The sequence below is a fragment of the Pseudomonas sp. Irchel s3h17 genome (assembly GCF_900187505.1).
Lineage (GTDB): Bacteria > Pseudomonadota > Gammaproteobacteria > Pseudomonadales > Pseudomonadaceae > Aquipseudomonas.
Genome location: NZ_FYDL01000010.1, coordinates 131,628 through 146,966 on the forward strand (window position 1 = coordinate 131,628; position 15,339 = coordinate 146,966).

The following is a 15,339-nucleotide window of genomic DNA, read 5'->3' on the forward strand; positions in this document are numbered from 1 at the left end:
CTTCAAACTAAAGATTTCGGTGGTGTTCAAACGCCACCACCGGCTATGCTAGAGTGGATCCAAATCAATAACAGGTCATGCCGGTTTTACGTCTACTCAAAAGGAAATGGGGGGGCTTCCTGACGCAACCGGACAGGCCATGCTGGGGCTTTATGCGCTATTTGCTGATGTTGCTGTTGAGCTTGCCCTTGCTGGCGACCGCGGCTGATTTTAACGAGCTCACCCAAAGCCTCCCCTTGGGTCGCAGCATGCAGGTCTACGAAGACGTCGCCGGCACTGCGACGATTACCGATGTCCTCGCGCAAGCCGCGGCTGGCCAGTTCAAGCCCCACGATAAAGACACACTGAACGCCGGTTACTCGCGCTCCGCGTTCTGGTTGAAAATCGACCTGCATTATCGCCCGAACAATCCTGATGCCCGGCACACCTGGCTGCTGGAGCTGGCCTATCCGCCCCTCGATCATCTCGATCTGTACCAGCCCGATGAGGCTGGCCGCTATCAACTGACTCAACGCACGGGTGACGCCTTGCCCTTTGCCAGCCGGGAGATCCGTCAGAACAATTACCTGTTCGACCTGGACTTTGCCGCGAACGAGCAGAAAACCCTGTACTTGCGCCTGCAGAGCCAGGGCTCGATACAAGCGCCGGTGACGTTGTGGTCGAGTACCGCCTATCTGGAAGAACAGCCGGTGCGCCTCTATGTGTTGGGGCTGATCTACGGCGTGCTGCTCGGAATGCTGGTCTACAACCTGTTCATTTACCTGAGTGTGCGCGACACCAGTTACCTCTATTACATCTTCTATATCGCTTCGTTCGGCCTCTATCAGCTGTCGGTCAACGGGGCAGCGGTGGAGTATTTCTGGCCGGACAACCCGTGGTGGGCCAACGCCTCGACGCCGTTCTTCATCGGCTGTGCCGGATTGTTCGGAAGCCAGTTCGCCCGCAGCTTTTTGCAGACCGCCAGACACAGTCGCTGGATGGACCGCCTGTTGCTGGTGCTGATCGCATACGGCGCCTTGGTGGTAGGGTTGTCATTGATGACCAGCTACGCCCTGGCCCTGCGCCTGGCCACGGCCTTGGCCTTGATCTTCACCGTGGTGATTTTCGCGGCGGGGATTTTCGTCTGGTGGCGAGGCCTGCGGGTCGCACGCTACTTCATCATTGCCTGGTCGGCGTTCTTGCTGGGCGGCATCGTCAATACCCTGATGGTGCTGGGTTACCTGCCTAACGTGTTCCTGACCATGTACGCCAGCCAGATTGGCTCGGCGATCGAGGTGGCGCTGCTGTCACTGGCGTTGGCCGACCGTATCAACGCCATGCGCGAGCAGCAGGCGCAAACGCTGTTTGATGCTGGGCAGAAGCTCGAAGTGTTGAACCAGCAACTGGCTCACAGTAACCAGCTCAAGGATGAGTTCCTCGCGACCCTGACCCATGAACTGCGCACCCCGATGAATGGCGTGATCGGTTCGCTGGAGTTGATGCAGACCGTCGAGCTCGATCCGGAGCTTGAGCAATACCAGCAGACGGCGGCCGGTTCCGCACGCGACATGATGCGCATGGTCAACGGCATTCTGACCTTGACCGAATTGCAGGCTGGCCGACTCAGGGCCTGCCCCGAACCGTTCAGCTTGCGCTCGGTGGTCGACAACGTACGGCGGCAGTTCGCGGCCAATGCCTCGGGCAAGGGGCTGGATTTCAAGGTCGAGGTGGCCCCGGGTGTGCCGGACCGGTTCAACGGTGACAGTGCCAAGCTGGTGCAGTGCCTGGAGTGTCTGCTCGACAATGCAATCAAGTTCACTCGCGTGGGTGGGCTGGCCTTGCGGGTCAGCGGCAAATCCACCGAGCCGGGACGCCAGAACCTGTCCTTCGCGGTGATCGATACCGGTATCGGTTTCACCGACCTTGGGGAGGCGACCATGTATCAGCGCTTCTTCCAGCTCGATGGCTCCATGACGCGCGAATATGGCGGCCTGGGCGTTGGCCTGGCCATCTGCCGGCAATTGGTCGAGCTGATTGGCGGGCGCCTGACCCATCGCTCCGAACCCGGACGCGGTAGTCGTTTTCAGCTGGATGTCGAGTTCGACGTGGTCACGGTACGCCCGGTGGCGGCACCTTCCCGTCAGCCCCCGGAAGTCATGAGTGTGCGTGCCCCGCAGGAGTGCACGGTGTTGCTGATCGATGACAACAGCATCAATCAATTGGTGATGCGCGGCATGTTGCTCAAGCTGGGTTATCGGGTACGCAGTGTCGACAGTGTCCCGGCGGCACTGGACAGCTTGCGCCGCGAGCGGTTTGACGGGGTGCTGCTCGACAGTCTGGTATCGCCTGTCGACGGTTCATCGGTGTGCAGCCAGATCCGCGCTTTACCGGGGTATTCCGGGTTGCCGGTGCTGGCGGCCGTGGCCTCGATACAGGGCATTGACCTGGAGGCGGGGTGGACCGATTGCCTGAATAAACCGGTGAAATTCGATGAGTTGCAGGTGGCACTCTACCGGCGAGTGCTGTGTCAGAATCAAGGTGAAAGCGCCGATATTTAGGCGGATATGCCACTTTGTCCACGGGCAAGGCGGTGCTTAACTGAGGGTCTCAACGGACCCGAGGAGGCCCCGCCATGAACCTGCACCAGTTCGCCGAAACCCACGAAGTCACCAACCAGCCACCCTCGCTGGACGGCGCCAACCTCTATCGCATCGACCTGCCGTTGCAAGAGTGGACCCGGCGATTCGGGGCCGGTTGGGCGGACTCGCGCATCGATGCTTATGGCGCGCTGGCCGGTGGTCCGTTGATGGAAGCCGGTTTTTTGGCCAACCAGAACAAACCGGTGTTCTCCAGCCATGATCGTTACGGTCACCGCGTCGATCTGGTGGAGTTCCACCCGGCCTACCATGAACTGATGCGCACGGCGGTCGAGCACGGTTTGACCTCCTTGCCCTGGACAGACCCCAAGCCTGGCGCCCATGTGGCCCGCGCCGCGATGAGCTATCTGCACAGCCAGGCCGAAGCCGGCAGTGGCTGCCCGTTGACCATGACCTTCGCCAGCGTCCCGGCAATGCGCCTGCAACCGGACCTCGCCAGGCAGTGGCTGCCGAAAATCCTTGCCACCGAGTATGACCCGCGCAACGTCGGCATGGCCCACAAGGCGGGCGTGACCATCGGCATGGCGATGACCGAGAAGCAGGGCGGTACCGACGTGCGGGCCAACACCACCAAGGCCTATCCGGTCGGCGCGGCGGGTCCGGGGCAGGCGTATGAACTGGTGGGCCACAAGTGGTTCTGCTCGGCACCGATGTGCGATGCCTTCCTGACCCTGGCACAAACCGACAAGGGCCTGACCTGTTTCCTGCTGCCCCGTCATCGACCGGACGACACCCGCAACCAGTTCTACATCCAGCGTCTGAAAAACAAACTCGGCAATTGCTCCAATGCCTCCAGCGAAGTTGAGTTTCGCGGTGCGCTGGCGTGGATGGTGGGTGAAGAGGGGCGCGGTGTGCCGACCATCATCGAGATGGTGGCCATGACTCGTTTCGATTGCATGGTCGGCTCAAGCGCGCTGATGCGTCAGGCACTGACCCAGGCCAGCCATCACTGCGCTCACCGCAAGGTGGGTGGCAAGGTACTCAGCGAACAGCCGCTGATGCAAAACGTCTTGGCCGACCTGGCATTGGAAAGCGAGGCGGCGCTGGCCTTGAGCCTGCGCATGGGCCGGGCGCTGGATCACCTGGACGACGCCCGGGAGGACAAGTTTGCCCGTCTGGTCACGGCGGTGGGCAAGTACTGGATCTGCAAACGTGCCCCGGCCATGATCAACGAAGCGGCCGAGTGCATGGGCGGCGCGGGGTATGTCGAAGAAAGCATCCTGCCCCGGCTGTACCGTGAGGCGCCAGTGAACTCGACGTGGGAAGGTTCCGGTAACGTGCAGTGCCTCGACGTGCTGCGCGCCTTGTCGAAGGAGCCGGGCGTGCTGGATGCCTTGTTCAGCGAACTGGGCGACGGTCATGGCGACAAGCGCCTGGCCGCCCACATCAGTCAGCTACAGGCGGCGTTCAAGGACACCGGCGACATTCAATACCGTGCCCGACAACTGACCGAAGACATTGCCCTGGGCCTGCAGGCCAAGCTATTGCTCGAAGCCGGCAATGCCGCCGTCAGCGATGGGTTCATCGCCAGCCGACTGGGTACGGCCGGACGGGTGTATGGCACCTTGCCGAGGGGCGTGGATGTGGAAGCAATTGTCGCCCGCTCGACCCCTCACGGGTTCTGACCAACGGTTGATGAACATCACGGATCCTGTGCGGGAGTGGGCAGCCTGCTCCCGCAGGGTTCCCGTGCGCCGCGGTTGCAGGCAAGATGAAGGTCTGCAAGTCAGAACACAGGAAGCTGATCGTGACCGAAGCGTTTATTGTCGTCGAAACCGCTGAACAAGCCGTGGATCGTCTTGCCGCTCTGCACGAGCGGGCCACTTCTGCGCTGAACCAAGCGCTCAAGCGCTACCTCAAGGATCGCATCGAACCCGATGCCGAGCAGCGTGCACTGTTTCGTTACCCTGAACTGCGTCTGACCTACCTTTGCCAGGGCGAAGTCCCGCAAACCACGCGTGCCTACGCCAAGGTGCAGCTGCCCGGGACCTACAGTGTTACCGTCACCCACCCGGCCGCGTTCCGCAAATACTTGCTGGAGCAACTGGAACCCCTGATGCACGACTTTACCGTGACGGTGGAAGTGGGCGTCAGCGAGCAGAACATTCCGTACCCGTACGTGGTCGAGCAAGGTGATGAGTTGGCCGGCTCCGGCGTGACCGCCGCGGTGCTGGCGCGGGTTTTCCCCAGTACCGACCTGTCCGCCGCCACCGATGGCATTGCCGATGGCTTGTACGATTGGGAAAACACCGATCCGTTGCCACTGGCGCTGTTCGATGCCGCGCGGGTGGATTTTTCCCTGCGTCGCCTGGTGCATTACACCGGCAGCGACTGGCGCCATGTGCAGCCGTGGATTCTGCTGACCAACTACCACCGCTACGTCGACCAGTTCATCGTTCATGGCCTGGAGCAACTGCGCAACGATCCACGCTTCGTGCGTATGGTCCTGCCGGGCAACGTGATCATCGAAAAGTCCATGGACCACGGCGAAGCGTCGGCCATTGCGGCCGGTGTGGTCTGGCACCGTTATCAGATGCCGGCCTATCACCTGCAGGCGTCGGACGGCCACGGCGTGACCCTGGTGAACATCGGTGTCGGCCCTTCCAACGCCAAGAACATCACCGACCACCTGGCGGTGTTGCGCCCTCATTGCTGGCTGATGATCGGCCACTGTGGCGGTCTGCGGCAGTCGCAAACCATTGGCGACTATGTGCTGGCGCACGCGTATATGCGTCGCGACGGGATTCTCGATCGCGTGGTGCCGCCGAACATTCCGATCCCGGCGTTGGCCGAAGTCCAGCTGGCCTTGCAGCAAGCCGCCGCCAATGTCACCGGCGAGCAGGGCGAGGCGCTGAAAAAACGCCTGCGTACCGGCACTGTGCTGACTTACGACGACCGTAACTGGGAGCTGCGCTGGGCCCAGGAACGGCCGTTGATCAACCTGTCCCGAGCCGTGGCGGTGGACATGGAAAGTGGCACCGTCGCCGCGCAGGGCTACCGTTTGCGGGTACCGTACGGCACCTTGCTGTGTGTGTCGGACAAGCCGTTGCACAGCGAAATCAAGCTGCCAGGTTCGGCCAACGCCTTCTATGAGCGCGCGGTCAGCCAGCACTTGAAGATCGGCATTGCTGCCGTGGATTTGCTGCGTACCGAACTCAACTCGTTGCACTCGCGCAAACTGCGCAGCTTCGACGAGCCACCGTTCCGCTGATCGGGAGGTGGTTATTTAACGGTCAGGCCACTAGCATTGTCGGTCCTGACCGTTAGATGTTGTGTTTGCCATGTCGCGTCCCCCTCGTCCCCCTTCCCGTCGCCCGGGTATGAAGCCTGCACCATCCTCTTCTGCCCCTCGGCGGGTGGCCAAGGCACCGCCGGCCGAGCCGAAACTGATTCTGTTCAATAAACCCTTCGATGTGCTGACGCAGTTCAGTGACGGAGAGGGGCGGGCAACGCTCAAGGACTTCATCGAGATCCCCGGGATCTACCCGGCCGGTCGGCTGGATCGCGACAGCGAGGGTTTGTTGTTGCTGACCAACGATGGTCAGCTCCAGGCGCGCATCGCTGATCCGAAGCACAAGCTGGCCAAGACCTATTGGGTGCAAGTGGAGGGTGAGCCAAACGCCGGGCAACTGCAGCGTTTGCGCGACGGTGTGGAGCTCAATGACGGCATGACCTTGCCGGCCGAGGCGCGCCAGCTGGAAGAGCCCGAGCTGTGGCCACGCAACCCGCCGGTGCGCTTTCGTAAAAGCGTGCCGACCAGTTGGCTGGAATTGGTGATCCGTGAAGGACGCAACCGTCAGGTGCGGCGCATGACCGCCGCGGTTGGCTTGCCGACCCTGCGTCTGGTGCGCGTGCGGATTGGCGACTGGACGATCGAGGGGCTCGATCAGGGCCAGTGGAAGGAAGTGCCGGCGCGCTTATAGCGTGCCGGATTCGATCAGGCCGATGACCACGCTTTTGATGATGAACGCGGCCACGCCCAGGCCCAGCACGAAGAACAGAATGAACGAACCGAAGCGTCCGGCCTTGGACTTCTTCGCCAGATCCCAGACGATGAAACCCATGAAAATGATCAGGATGGTCACCAGGCCGGTCATCATCCACTCTTCAAATACTGCAGGATCCATCGAACATCTCCAGCGCGGGCAGGGCAAAAAGGGCGGGGCGAGTATACGCCATGGGGGATTGGTGGAGTATTGGCCTGCGTCGGTGTGCCGCACCTGTGGCGAGCGAGCTTGCTCGCGCTGGGCTACGTAGTAGCCCCATAACCGGCTACCGGGTTTTTATCTGAAAGACTGCAATCGTCTTGTTGGGGGCGCTGCGCACCCCAGCGCGAGCAAGCTCGCTCGCCACGGGGATTGCGTTCACACGTTTATTCAGCCGCGCAGATGAGTCAACGGCAGCTCGGTGCTGTTGAGCACCTGGTTGAGCACGAAGCTCGAGCGCACGCTGGTCACGCCTTCGATGCGGGTCAGGTGCCCCAGCAGCAGTTTCTGGTAGTGGTCCATGTCCGGCACCACGACCTTGAGCTGGTAGTCGGCGTCCATCCCGGTCACCAGGCTGCATTCGAGCACTTGCGGCAGGGTGCGGATAGCGGCCTCGAAGTTTTCGAAACGCTCCGGGGTGTGGCGGTCCATGCCGATCAGTACATAGGCGGTCAGGCTCAGGCCGAGCATTTTGCGATCCAGCAGCGCCACCTGGCGGGAGATGTAGCCATCGTCCTCCAGTTGCTTGACGCGTCGCGAGCAGGGCGATGGCGACAAGCCGATGCGTTCGGCCAGCTCCTGGTTGGAGATGCGAGCGTCACGCTGCAATTCAGCCAAAATGCTCAAGTCGTATCGGTCGAGTTTGCTCATGGATCAGGCCTTTATCATAGCAATTGCGGTGGATTATCTATCCGGGGTGAAAAATTGCGCAAGTCATGTTTATTTGAGCAATCTTCGCAATCCTCTACCGCGGGCCAAAGCCTATTCTTATCACCAGAATCACTGCCCGGACAAACAGTCCACAGCGGCCCGCCGAATCAGGCTAGCCGCGGCCACCTTCTCCCACAGGAGCTGAGTCGGCCCCCGGGCTACACACTGTCCACAAGACGGCGTGAGGTGAGCCGGCGTCAAAAGCGTCGAGCAGGGACGAAGTTCTCAAAGGGAGGCCGACGGGTCTCCCTTTTTTATTGCCTGCGAAATCAGTTTAAAGCGTGTAGCTAACGTCCTAGCCCTTGCTCATTGTTGCGACCGGATCGGCATGCACCAGGACTTCGGCTTGCGGGTAGACCGCACGAATGGCATCGGCCGCCTGGTCGCTGAGGCCGTGGGCCACTGTCAGGGTCAACTCCCCCGGTAACTCCAGGTGCAGTTGCACGAACCAGTGATTGCCGGAGACCCGGGTGCGCAGGTCGTGGGCCCCGAGTACCCCGGGCACGCTGCAAGCCAGTTCGAGCATGCGCTGGCTGACGTCCGGGGGCAGTTCCTGATCCATCAGTACGGCAAAGCTTTCCCGGGCGATCTGGATGGCGCTCCACAGGATGTAGGCGGCGATGGCCAGGCCGAACCAGGCATCGAGCTGATACCAGCCGAATCCGGCGAGCACCAGCGCGATCAGGATGCTGCCATTGAGTAGCATGTCCGAGCGGTAGTGCAGCGAGTCGGCCCGTACCGCATTGGAACCGGTTTCGCGCACCACGCGCTGTTGCAGCACCAGCAATGCCGCTGTCAGCAGCAAGGAAAAGATAATCACGCCAATGCTGAGCCAGGCCGCGCCAATCGGTTCAGGGTGTTTGATCCGTTCGACGGCTTGCAGTGCGATCAATACCGCACTGCCGGAAATGAACAGCGCCTGGGCCATGCCGGCCAGCGACTCGGCCTTGCCGTGTCCGTAACGGTGATCGTCGTCCGCCGGGCGCAGCGCGTAATGCACCGCCAGCAGGTTGAGCAGTGAGGTCACGCCATCGAGGGTCGAATCCGTCAGGCCGGCGAGCATGCTCACCGACCCGCTCATCCACCAGGCGATGGCTTTGGCGACGATCAGGATGCTGGCCACGGCCACCGATGCGCGGGTGGCCAGGCGTAACAGGCGGGCGTGTTCCGTGCTGCTGGTCATAGGTGCATCGTTCCTTCGGTGCGGTGCCTCAAGCGGCGGGTTGCAGGCCGAGCATGGCCAGTTGCTGGGCGCTGCCCTTGTGCTGGATCAGGCGTGGGTCGTCCAGCGGCAGATGACGACCCAACTCGCTTTCGAGAATAGCCTGCAACTTGATGTTATCGACCTTGCCATCGGCGTCGATGGCCTGCTGGAGTTTCTCCGGTGCCACCTGCGCGGTCTTGCCCGGCTCGAAGTAAATCGCGCCGGTGGCGAAGTCCACGGCAAAGGCGATCAGCCCCGGGATGATATAGAACAGTAGGCCCACGGCGTCGAGCGCGGCAATGGCCGGGTCGATCTTGCCTTCGATCTGGCCGCGGCGATCGGGATAGAGAATCGAACCGCATGCGGTGATCTGGGTCAGCAGGGTCGCGATCAGTACACCGCCCATCAGGCGAAAGGGAGCACGCATGGAAAATCTCCTGAGCAAACTTGAAACGAAACGTCGTCGGTCAACATTAGGACCTTGATTAACGTCAGGCAGTTCGCCGTTATACTCGCCGCTCTGTTTTGGAGCCAGCATGATTTCTTTGCCGATCGATGATGTTTTACCCGCGCTGCGTGACGCCCTGTCGACACGCCACGAAGCGGTGCTCGAAGCACCGCCCGGTGCCGGCAAGACCACCCGCGTGCCCTTGGCACTGCTGAATGAGCCTTGGCTGGCGGGGCAAACCATCCTCATGCTTGAACCGCGCCGGCTGGCGGCGCGGGCGGCGGCCGAGCGGCTGGCCAGCGAGTTGGGGGAAAAGGTCGGCGAAACGGTCGGCTACCGGATTCGCCTGGACAGCAAGGTCGGGCCGAACACCCGTATCGAAGTGGTGACCGAAGGCATTCTCACCCGACGCCTGCAGGAAGACCCGGCGCTCGAGGGTGTGGGCCTGCTGATCTTCGACGAGTACCACGAACGCAGCCTCGACGCCGACCTGGCCCTGGCCTTGAGCCTGAACGGTCGTGAGTTGTTTCGGGACGAACAGCCACTGAAGATCCTGCTGATGTCGGCGACCCTGGAAGGCGAACGCCTGGCCGGCTTGCTCAATGATGCGCCGATCCTGCGTAGCGAAGGCCGCATGTACCCGGTGACGATGCGCTGGGGCCGGCCGTTCCAGCCGGGCGAGTTCATCGAGCCGCGGCTGGTGCAGACCGTCCTGGAAGCGCTGGACGATGAAACCGGCAGCCTGTTGGTGTTCCTGCCGGGGCAAGCGGAAATCCGGCGTGTCCATCAACAGTTGGCGGATGCGCTGGGCGAGCGCCCTGAAGTGCTGCTGTGCCCGTTGCACGGTGAACTCGACCTGGCGGCGCAACGGGCGGCCATCGACCCGGCGCCACCGGGGCAGCGCAAAGTGGTGCTGGCCACCAACATCGCCGAGACCAGCCTGACCATCGACGGTGTACGCGTGGTGATCGACGCCGGCCTGGCGCGGGTGCCCCGTTTCGATCCCGGCAGCGGCATGACCCGTCTCGACACCCAGCGCATCTCCCGCGCCAGCGCGACCCAGCGTGCCGGTCGGGCGGGGCGCCTGGAGCCGGGTGTGTGTTATCGCTTGTGGTCGCAGGATCAGCACGAACAACTGGCGGCCTATGCCAGCGCCGAAATTCTCTCCGCGGACCTCGCCGGCCTGGCCTTGCAGCTCGGTCGTTGGGGCGTTCTACCAGGGCAATTGGTCTGGCTCGATGCACCCCCGACGGCGGCGTATGCCCAGTCCCAGGACTTGCTCGAGCGCCTGGGGGCGCTTGAGGGGGCTTCGCCCGAAGACTGGAAACTGACCCGTCACGGCCAGGCCATGGCCGAACTGCCGGCCCATCCGCGCATTGCCCATTTGCTGCTGCGCGGTCAGGCGTTGGGGCTGGCGAACATGGCGTGCGACGTGGCGGCACTGCTCGGCGAGCGGGATATCTTGCGCGGCGCCGGCGCTGACCTGCACAGCCGCCTGGTGCTGCTGTCCGGTGAAGAGCGTGCGGCGCGTGGTGCCCAGGGCGGCGTGCAGCGGGCGCGGCAATTGGCCCGGCAGTATCGCGGCTATCTGCGTGGCAAGGCCGAACAACCGGTCAGCGACCCGGACCATCCGCGCTGGCTCGGTGCGTTGCTGGCGCTGGCCTATCCGGACCGGGTAGCGCAGCAGCGTCGCGCAGGGGGGGCGGAGTACCGCCTGGCCAACGGTCGCGCGGCCTTGTTCGCCGAGGCCGATAGCCTGATGAAGCAGCCCTGGCTGGTGATCGCCGACCTGGGCAGCCGTCAGGGGCAGCGTGAAGAACGGATTTACCTGGCCGCCGATTTTGATCCGGCGCTGTTCGATTCGGTATTGGCAGAGCAAGTGCGTTGCGTCGATCAGCTGGACTGGGATGAGCGTGAAGGCGTGCTGCGGGCCGAGCGCCAGCGCAAGGTGGGCGAACTGGTGCTGAGTCGCGAACCCCTGACCGGCCTGGACGAAGCGGCGCGCAGCCAGGCGCTGATCAATCTGGTGCGACGCAAAGGGCTGGAACTGTTGCCGTGGACACCCGAGCTGCGCCAGTGGCAGGCGCGGGTGGCGTTGTTACGTCAGTTGGACCTCGGCAGTAAGGACCAGAGTGAATGGCCGGATGTCAGCGACGCCGCACTGCTTAAAAGCCTCGAACACTGGTTGATGCCGTATTTGGGCAAAGTCTCGCGGCTCAGTCACTTCGCCAACCTGGACCTGTCCAGCATCGTCCATAACTTGCTGCCGTGGCCCCTGCCACAGCGCCTCGATGAGCAGGCGCCGCATCACCTGAGCGTGCCTTCCGGTTCGTCGATTCGCCTGGACTACAGCGAGCAGCCACCGATTCTGGCGGTGCGCTTGCAAGAGTTGTTCGGCCTGGCCGAAACCCCGCGCATTGCCGGTGGCCGTCAGGTGGTCAAACTGCATTTGTTGTCACCGGCGCGGCGGCCGGTGCAAGTGACCCAGGATCTGGCGAACTTCTGGCGCAGTACCTACGCCGAGGTGAAGAAGGATCTCAAGGGCCGGTATCCGAAGCACTACTGGCCGGATGACCCGCTGGTGGCGGAGGCCACGGCGCGGGCCAAGCCGCGCAAATAGGGAGGTACATGCGCGGCCTCACCCAGGCGATGGGTTCATCCGGTATTGCAATCGTTCAGGCCTCCCCGTAGAGGTCCTGCGAAACACTGCGTTTGTGCTTGATGCCATAACAAACCCACATCAGCGCAATCCACACCGGAATGGCATAGACCGAGATCCGAATGACGGGATCCATCAACATGACGCCCAATATGAATACCAGGAATGCCAGGCATACATAGTTGCCGTAGGGGTACCACAGCGCCTTGAACAGCGGTTTCTGTCGGGTACGGTTCATGTGCTGGCGAAATTTGACGTGGGACAGGCTGATCATCGCCCAATTGATCACTAACGTCGCAACCACCAGCGACAGCAGCACGACGAGCACGCCGATGTAGAAAATCAGGATGCGGTAGATCACCTGATTGATGGCTTTGGGGATCATGGTGCGAGGTTTTTCCGCCTCGGCAGCGGTGAAGCCGAGCATTTCCAGGCCGCCAAAGGACAGCATGATGATTGCCATGGACATAGCCAGTCCGCTCAGCCCATGGGGGAAAAAACCGCCGTGTTGCCACAGGTTGCTCAGCGAGGCTTGTGGCCCTGCGTTGCCGCTGACCAGGAGATAGCTGCCCATGGCAATCATGCCGATCACGGCCAGGACCTTGATGATGGCAAACCAGAATTCGGCCTCGCCGAATATTTTGACGTTTGTCAGGTTGATTGCATTGATCAACACGAAGAAGACTGCGGCCGATACCCAGGTCGGAATCTCTGGCCACCAGTAGTGCACGTATTTGCCGACGGCTGTCAGTTCGGACATGCCAACCAGGATGTACAAGATCCAGCAGTTCCATCCCGACAGGAAACCGGCAAACCCGCCCCAGTACTTGTGGGCGAAGTGGCTGAAAGAGCCGGCGACGGGTTCTTCAACAATCATTTCGCCCAGTTGTCGCATGATCATGAAGGCGATGAAACCGCAAATCGCGTAGCCGAGGATTATTGAGGGGCCGGCAGACTTGAGTGCTCCCGCCGAGCCCAGGAACAGGCCGGTACCCACTGCCCCACCCAGGGCGATCAGTTGAAGGTGTCGATTTTTCAGGCTGCGCTTCAGCTCGCCGCGCATTGGGTCCGCTCATGAGAAGGGGCCCACGTAAGGTTTGATGAGGAGTGTTGCAGGGTGCTTGAGGGCCTGCTCACGCAGTACCGATGAACCGCCTGCGCATGCAGCAGGTGATTGCGATTTTTCCACGGTCATACGGCCTCTGATTATTTAAATTATTTTTCATATATATCAATCGGTTGGTTTTTTTGACGCGACCTTCGACGATGTTCCGTGCGTAGTCATAAAAAATCCAATGGAAGAAACATATTTCTATCTGTTGAGTTTGTAAAAGGAGAATGGTATCTAATGCATCGCAGACGGAGATGCCGACGATTCCAGGGAAGTGAGGAGCGATGAATGTGAAGGGCAGTGATACAGAAGGGGCATTCGATTTCGTGGCCAGCGCATACGCTGATCCGGGACGCAATTTTTCAGACGACGCGGACGACCTCCATAAACAGCTGCTGAATGACGGGGCCGTTGTCATTCGTGCCGCCGATCAGTGCAGGGACCCTGGCGTGTTTGAAAAGGCCATTGGCGCATTGGGCATTCAGACCCGGGATTACGTCGGCGGGAGCTCTCCACGCTCGACTATTCAGGGGAAGGTCATGGAAGCTCTCGATGATTCGCAAGGGTTTCCAACGCAACTCAGTGAGACCTTACTCGAGGTGAAAATGAGCGAAACACTGCCCTTATTTCACGAAAAGCCGTATCTGAAGCAGCTGGAATGTCGAGTCGATCTGCTTGAACGCGACGACGGGGGGCTTCCTTTTGCACTCCTTGGCGAGACAGTTTTCTACCCGCAAGGAGGCGGACAGCTCGGAGATCGAGGCGTGTTGAATATCCCGGGCCCTGGGAAGAATGAGGCACCGCGAGCGTTGGAGATTGTGTCGACCAAGAAAAGGGATGATCAGATCAGGCATTACCTGAGCGTTGACGATGAGGTGTTCACGCTGCTGAGAGAGTGCGCGATTGGCCAGCAGGCTACGGCAACGCTTGATTGGCCGTTGCGATATCATCAGATGCGTCTTCATTCAGCCATGCATTTGATGCACTGCATGCTAGAGCAGACGCTTGGGCGGTCCATTCCACACCCGGTACGCTCTCCGTTGAGTGACGAGGGTGGGGAGAATCAATACGAGTTTATCGGAGAGTTCGACGAAGACAGTTTGAGGCGGGCGACGGATGCCTTGAACGAGTTTTGCTCTGCAAGTCATGAGATTCGTACGGAAGCGGATACGAGCAAAGGACATGGATTTCGTTGGTGGCAATGCGAAGATTGGTCAATTCCCTGTGGGGGAGTTCATGTGCGTAATACGCAGGAAATAGGCGTGGTAACTTCAAGTATGAAAATCAAGAAAAATACGACCAGAGTGGCTGTCACTGTGTCGGCAGAGGCTGAAGAGCTTGGATAGTAAACGAGCGTTTGGTGCGTTTCTCATGCAGTTGCGGATCGAAACGGGGCATCTGAAGATTTCAACGTTTCTCGATGAGGTCAATATTCCATTTTCGGCCAATTACTATCGTGACGTTGAGGCCGGAAGGAAATACCTGAGCATTGATGCCGCAGTGGAGTTGCATGACCATCTTGGTATCGACGCCTCAAGCAAAGTCAGTTTTGATTATTTTTGGCATTACTTCAGAGACTTGCTGCCCGCTAACGTCCACGAGATGTTGTTTGGCAAAGGTGTCGAAGTCACGGATCTTTCTTCCAGGCTTGAGCTGAGAGAGCATGATTCGAAAATTTTACGTCGGGCGCTGAGTTTAAGTCGGTATGAGCGTGAGTTCATCATCACCCAAGAGGTGATTGCAGCATTCGAAGAGAACTTTGAACTGCTGCCATTGATGACTTATCTCTATATGGTGGACAGTGCCTCCGTTGCTGAAATCCAGTTGGTGTGCCAGCAAATTGGCCTTGCCTACGATCAACATACGGAAGCTTTCTTGAGCCTTGTCTCAAAAGAACGAACAGCACCTGAAGATCCCTTTGTTCGTCATGCACCAACGCTGAGGATGCCCAGAACAGTTGATGCATTGAGGCTAAAGGATCAGTTCCTGCGCTACGAAGTGGAACGGTCGCTGCTCAAGCCTGAAAAAAGTGAATACTTTGATGTTTCAGGTTCTTTCAAATACAGCTCGATGGTGACACTGAAAGACGCGGAAATAGAACAGATTCAGGACCGTCTTGTGGATCTTTTCTCTCTCATTGAAGTGCATAACAAGTCAGGGAGTCAGCTCGAGGACTCGGGCGCCCAACCTTATTTCTTCGGGCTAATTGTTTCTGGCCGTCCAGAATACGACGGGCGTGCGGCCCGAGCGGCCAAAAGAACCAAGAATTGAACATGTAGAAGGCGGATGTCACCGCCTTCTCAGTTCAATGATCTGCGACAGTCGACCGCTCACAGCGGTAATCCCCCCATTTTTAGTACTCGTC

At 60.3% G+C, this 15,339-nt stretch carries 12 protein-coding genes; 7 read left to right on the plus strand and 5 right to left on the minus strand.

The window, feature by feature from the left end:
- The first annotated feature begins 152 nt into the window (after window positions 1-152).
- From CKW25_RS16335 to CKW25_RS16350, 4 genes are all read left to right on the plus strand, one after another.
- Window positions 153-2,537 carry a hybrid sensor histidine kinase/response regulator gene (locus CKW25_RS16335; protein ID WP_095080637.1) on the plus strand — a complete coding sequence of 795 codons (2,385 nt, stop codon included), beginning with the start codon at window positions 153-155 and terminating at the stop codon, window positions 2,535-2,537.
- Between the two features lie 74 nt (window positions 2,538-2,611).
- A complete protein-coding gene (locus CKW25_RS16340) occupies window positions 2,612-4,261 on the plus strand; it encodes an acyl-CoA dehydrogenase family protein (RefSeq protein ID WP_095080639.1) in 1,650 nt (549 codons plus the stop codon).
- Window positions 4,262-4,347: 86 nt separating this feature from the next.
- Entirely contained in the window at window positions 4,348-5,847 is a 1,500-nt protein-coding gene (gene amn / locus CKW25_RS16345) for an AMP nucleosidase (protein ID WP_172736539.1), read from the plus strand.
- A 145-nt stretch (window positions 5,848-5,992) separates the two neighbouring features.
- The gene (locus CKW25_RS16350; RefSeq protein WP_172736550.1) at window positions 5,993-6,559 is read left to right on the plus strand and encodes a pseudouridine synthase; all 567 of its coding nucleotides are present in this window, start codon (window positions 5,993-5,995) and stop codon (window positions 6,557-6,559) included.
- Here the strand turns inward: CKW25_RS16350 and CKW25_RS16355 are convergent.
- The 4 genes from CKW25_RS16355 to CKW25_RS16370 all read right to left on the minus strand — a co-directional run bounded on the left by CKW25_RS16355 (window position 6,554) and on the right by CKW25_RS16370 (window position 9,183).
- Window positions 6,554-6,763, minus strand: coding sequence for a DUF2788 domain-containing protein (locus CKW25_RS16355; RefSeq protein WP_015096955.1), 210 nt, complete (start codon window positions 6,761-6,763; stop codon window positions 6,554-6,556). The genes CKW25_RS16350 and CKW25_RS16355 overlap by 6 nt on opposite strands.
- Window positions 6,764-7,012: 249 nt before the next feature.
- Complete coding sequence (locus tag CKW25_RS16360; RefSeq protein ID WP_054052470.1) at window positions 7,013-7,492, minus strand: Lrp/AsnC family transcriptional regulator; 480 nt, start codon at window positions 7,490-7,492, stop codon at window positions 7,013-7,015.
- Window positions 7,493-7,847: 355 nt separating this feature from the next.
- A complete protein-coding gene (locus CKW25_RS16365) occupies window positions 7,848-8,735 on the minus strand; it encodes a cation diffusion facilitator family transporter (protein ID WP_095080647.1) in 888 nt (295 codons plus the stop codon).
- Window positions 8,736-8,763: 28 nt separating this feature from the next.
- Window positions 8,764-9,183 (minus strand): polyribonucleotide nucleotidyltransferase, encoded by a 420-nt coding sequence (locus CKW25_RS16370; protein ID WP_095080650.1) that lies wholly within the window; start codon window positions 9,181-9,183, stop codon window positions 8,764-8,766.
- Between the two features lie 109 nt (window positions 9,184-9,292).
- Here CKW25_RS16370 and hrpB point away from each other — a divergent pair, with 109 nt between their 5' ends.
- Entirely contained in the window at window positions 9,293-11,824 is a 2,532-nt protein-coding gene (gene hrpB, locus CKW25_RS16375) for an ATP-dependent helicase HrpB (RefSeq protein ID WP_095080651.1), read from the plus strand.
- 55 nt (window positions 11,825-11,879) lie between these two features.
- Here hrpB and CKW25_RS16380 read toward each other — a convergent pair whose 3' ends face one another.
- On the minus strand, window positions 11,880-12,926 hold the full coding sequence (locus tag CKW25_RS16380; RefSeq protein ID WP_095080652.1) for an amino acid permease: 1,047 nt from the start codon (window positions 12,924-12,926) through the stop codon (window positions 11,880-11,882).
- A 332-nt stretch (window positions 12,927-13,258) separates the two neighbouring features.
- On the opposite strand from CKW25_RS16380, the gene CKW25_RS16385 reads away from it, so the two are divergent.
- Both CKW25_RS16385 and CKW25_RS16390 read left to right on the plus strand, forming a co-directional pair.
- Window positions 13,259-14,320 (plus strand): alanyl-tRNA editing protein, encoded by a 1,062-nt coding sequence (locus CKW25_RS16385; RefSeq protein ID WP_256577986.1) that lies wholly within the window; start codon window positions 13,259-13,261, stop codon window positions 14,318-14,320.
- A 25-nt stretch (window positions 14,321-14,345) separates the two neighbouring features.
- Window positions 14,346-15,245 carry a hypothetical protein gene (locus tag CKW25_RS16390; RefSeq protein WP_256577987.1) on the plus strand — a complete coding sequence of 300 codons (900 nt, stop codon included), beginning with the start codon at window positions 14,346-14,348 and terminating at the stop codon, window positions 15,243-15,245.
- The last annotated feature ends 94 nt before the right edge of the window (window positions 15,246-15,339 follow it).

Bases quoted from the DNA above. Each gene is read 5' to 3' on its own strand.
- CKW25_RS16335 (WP_095080637.1), top strand. From the start codon at position 153: ATGCGCTATTTGCTGATGTTGCTGTTGAGCTTGCCCTTGCTGGCGACC.
- CKW25_RS16340 (WP_095080639.1), top strand. From the start codon at position 2,612: ATGAACCTGCACCAGTTCGCCGAAACCCACGAAGTCACCAACCAGCCA.
- amn (WP_172736539.1), top strand. From the start codon at position 4,348: ATGAAGGTCTGCAAGTCAGAACACAGGAAGCTGATCGTGACCGAAGCG.
- CKW25_RS16355 (WP_015096955.1), bottom strand. From the start codon at position 6,763: ATGGATCCTGCAGTATTTGAAGAGTGGATGATGACCGGCCTGGTGACC.
- CKW25_RS16360 (WP_054052470.1), bottom strand. From the start codon at position 7,492: ATGAGCAAACTCGACCGATACGACTTGAGCATTTTGGCTGAATTGCAG.
- CKW25_RS16365 (WP_095080647.1), bottom strand. From the start codon at position 8,735: ATGACCAGCAGCACGGAACACGCCCGCCTGTTACGCCTGGCCACCCGC.
- CKW25_RS16370 (WP_095080650.1), bottom strand. From the start codon at position 9,183: ATGCGTGCTCCCTTTCGCCTGATGGGCGGTGTACTGATCGCGACCCTG.
- hrpB (WP_095080651.1), top strand. From the start codon at position 9,293: ATGATTTCTTTGCCGATCGATGATGTTTTACCCGCGCTGCGTGACGCC.
- CKW25_RS16380 (WP_095080652.1), bottom strand. From the start codon at position 12,926: ATGCGCGGCGAGCTGAAGCGCAGCCTGAAAAATCGACACCTTCAACTG.
- CKW25_RS16385 (WP_256577986.1), top strand. From the start codon at position 13,259: ATGAATGTGAAGGGCAGTGATACAGAAGGGGCATTCGATTTCGTGGCC.
- CKW25_RS16390 (WP_256577987.1), top strand. From the start codon at position 14,346: ATGCAGTTGCGGATCGAAACGGGGCATCTGAAGATTTCAACGTTTCTC.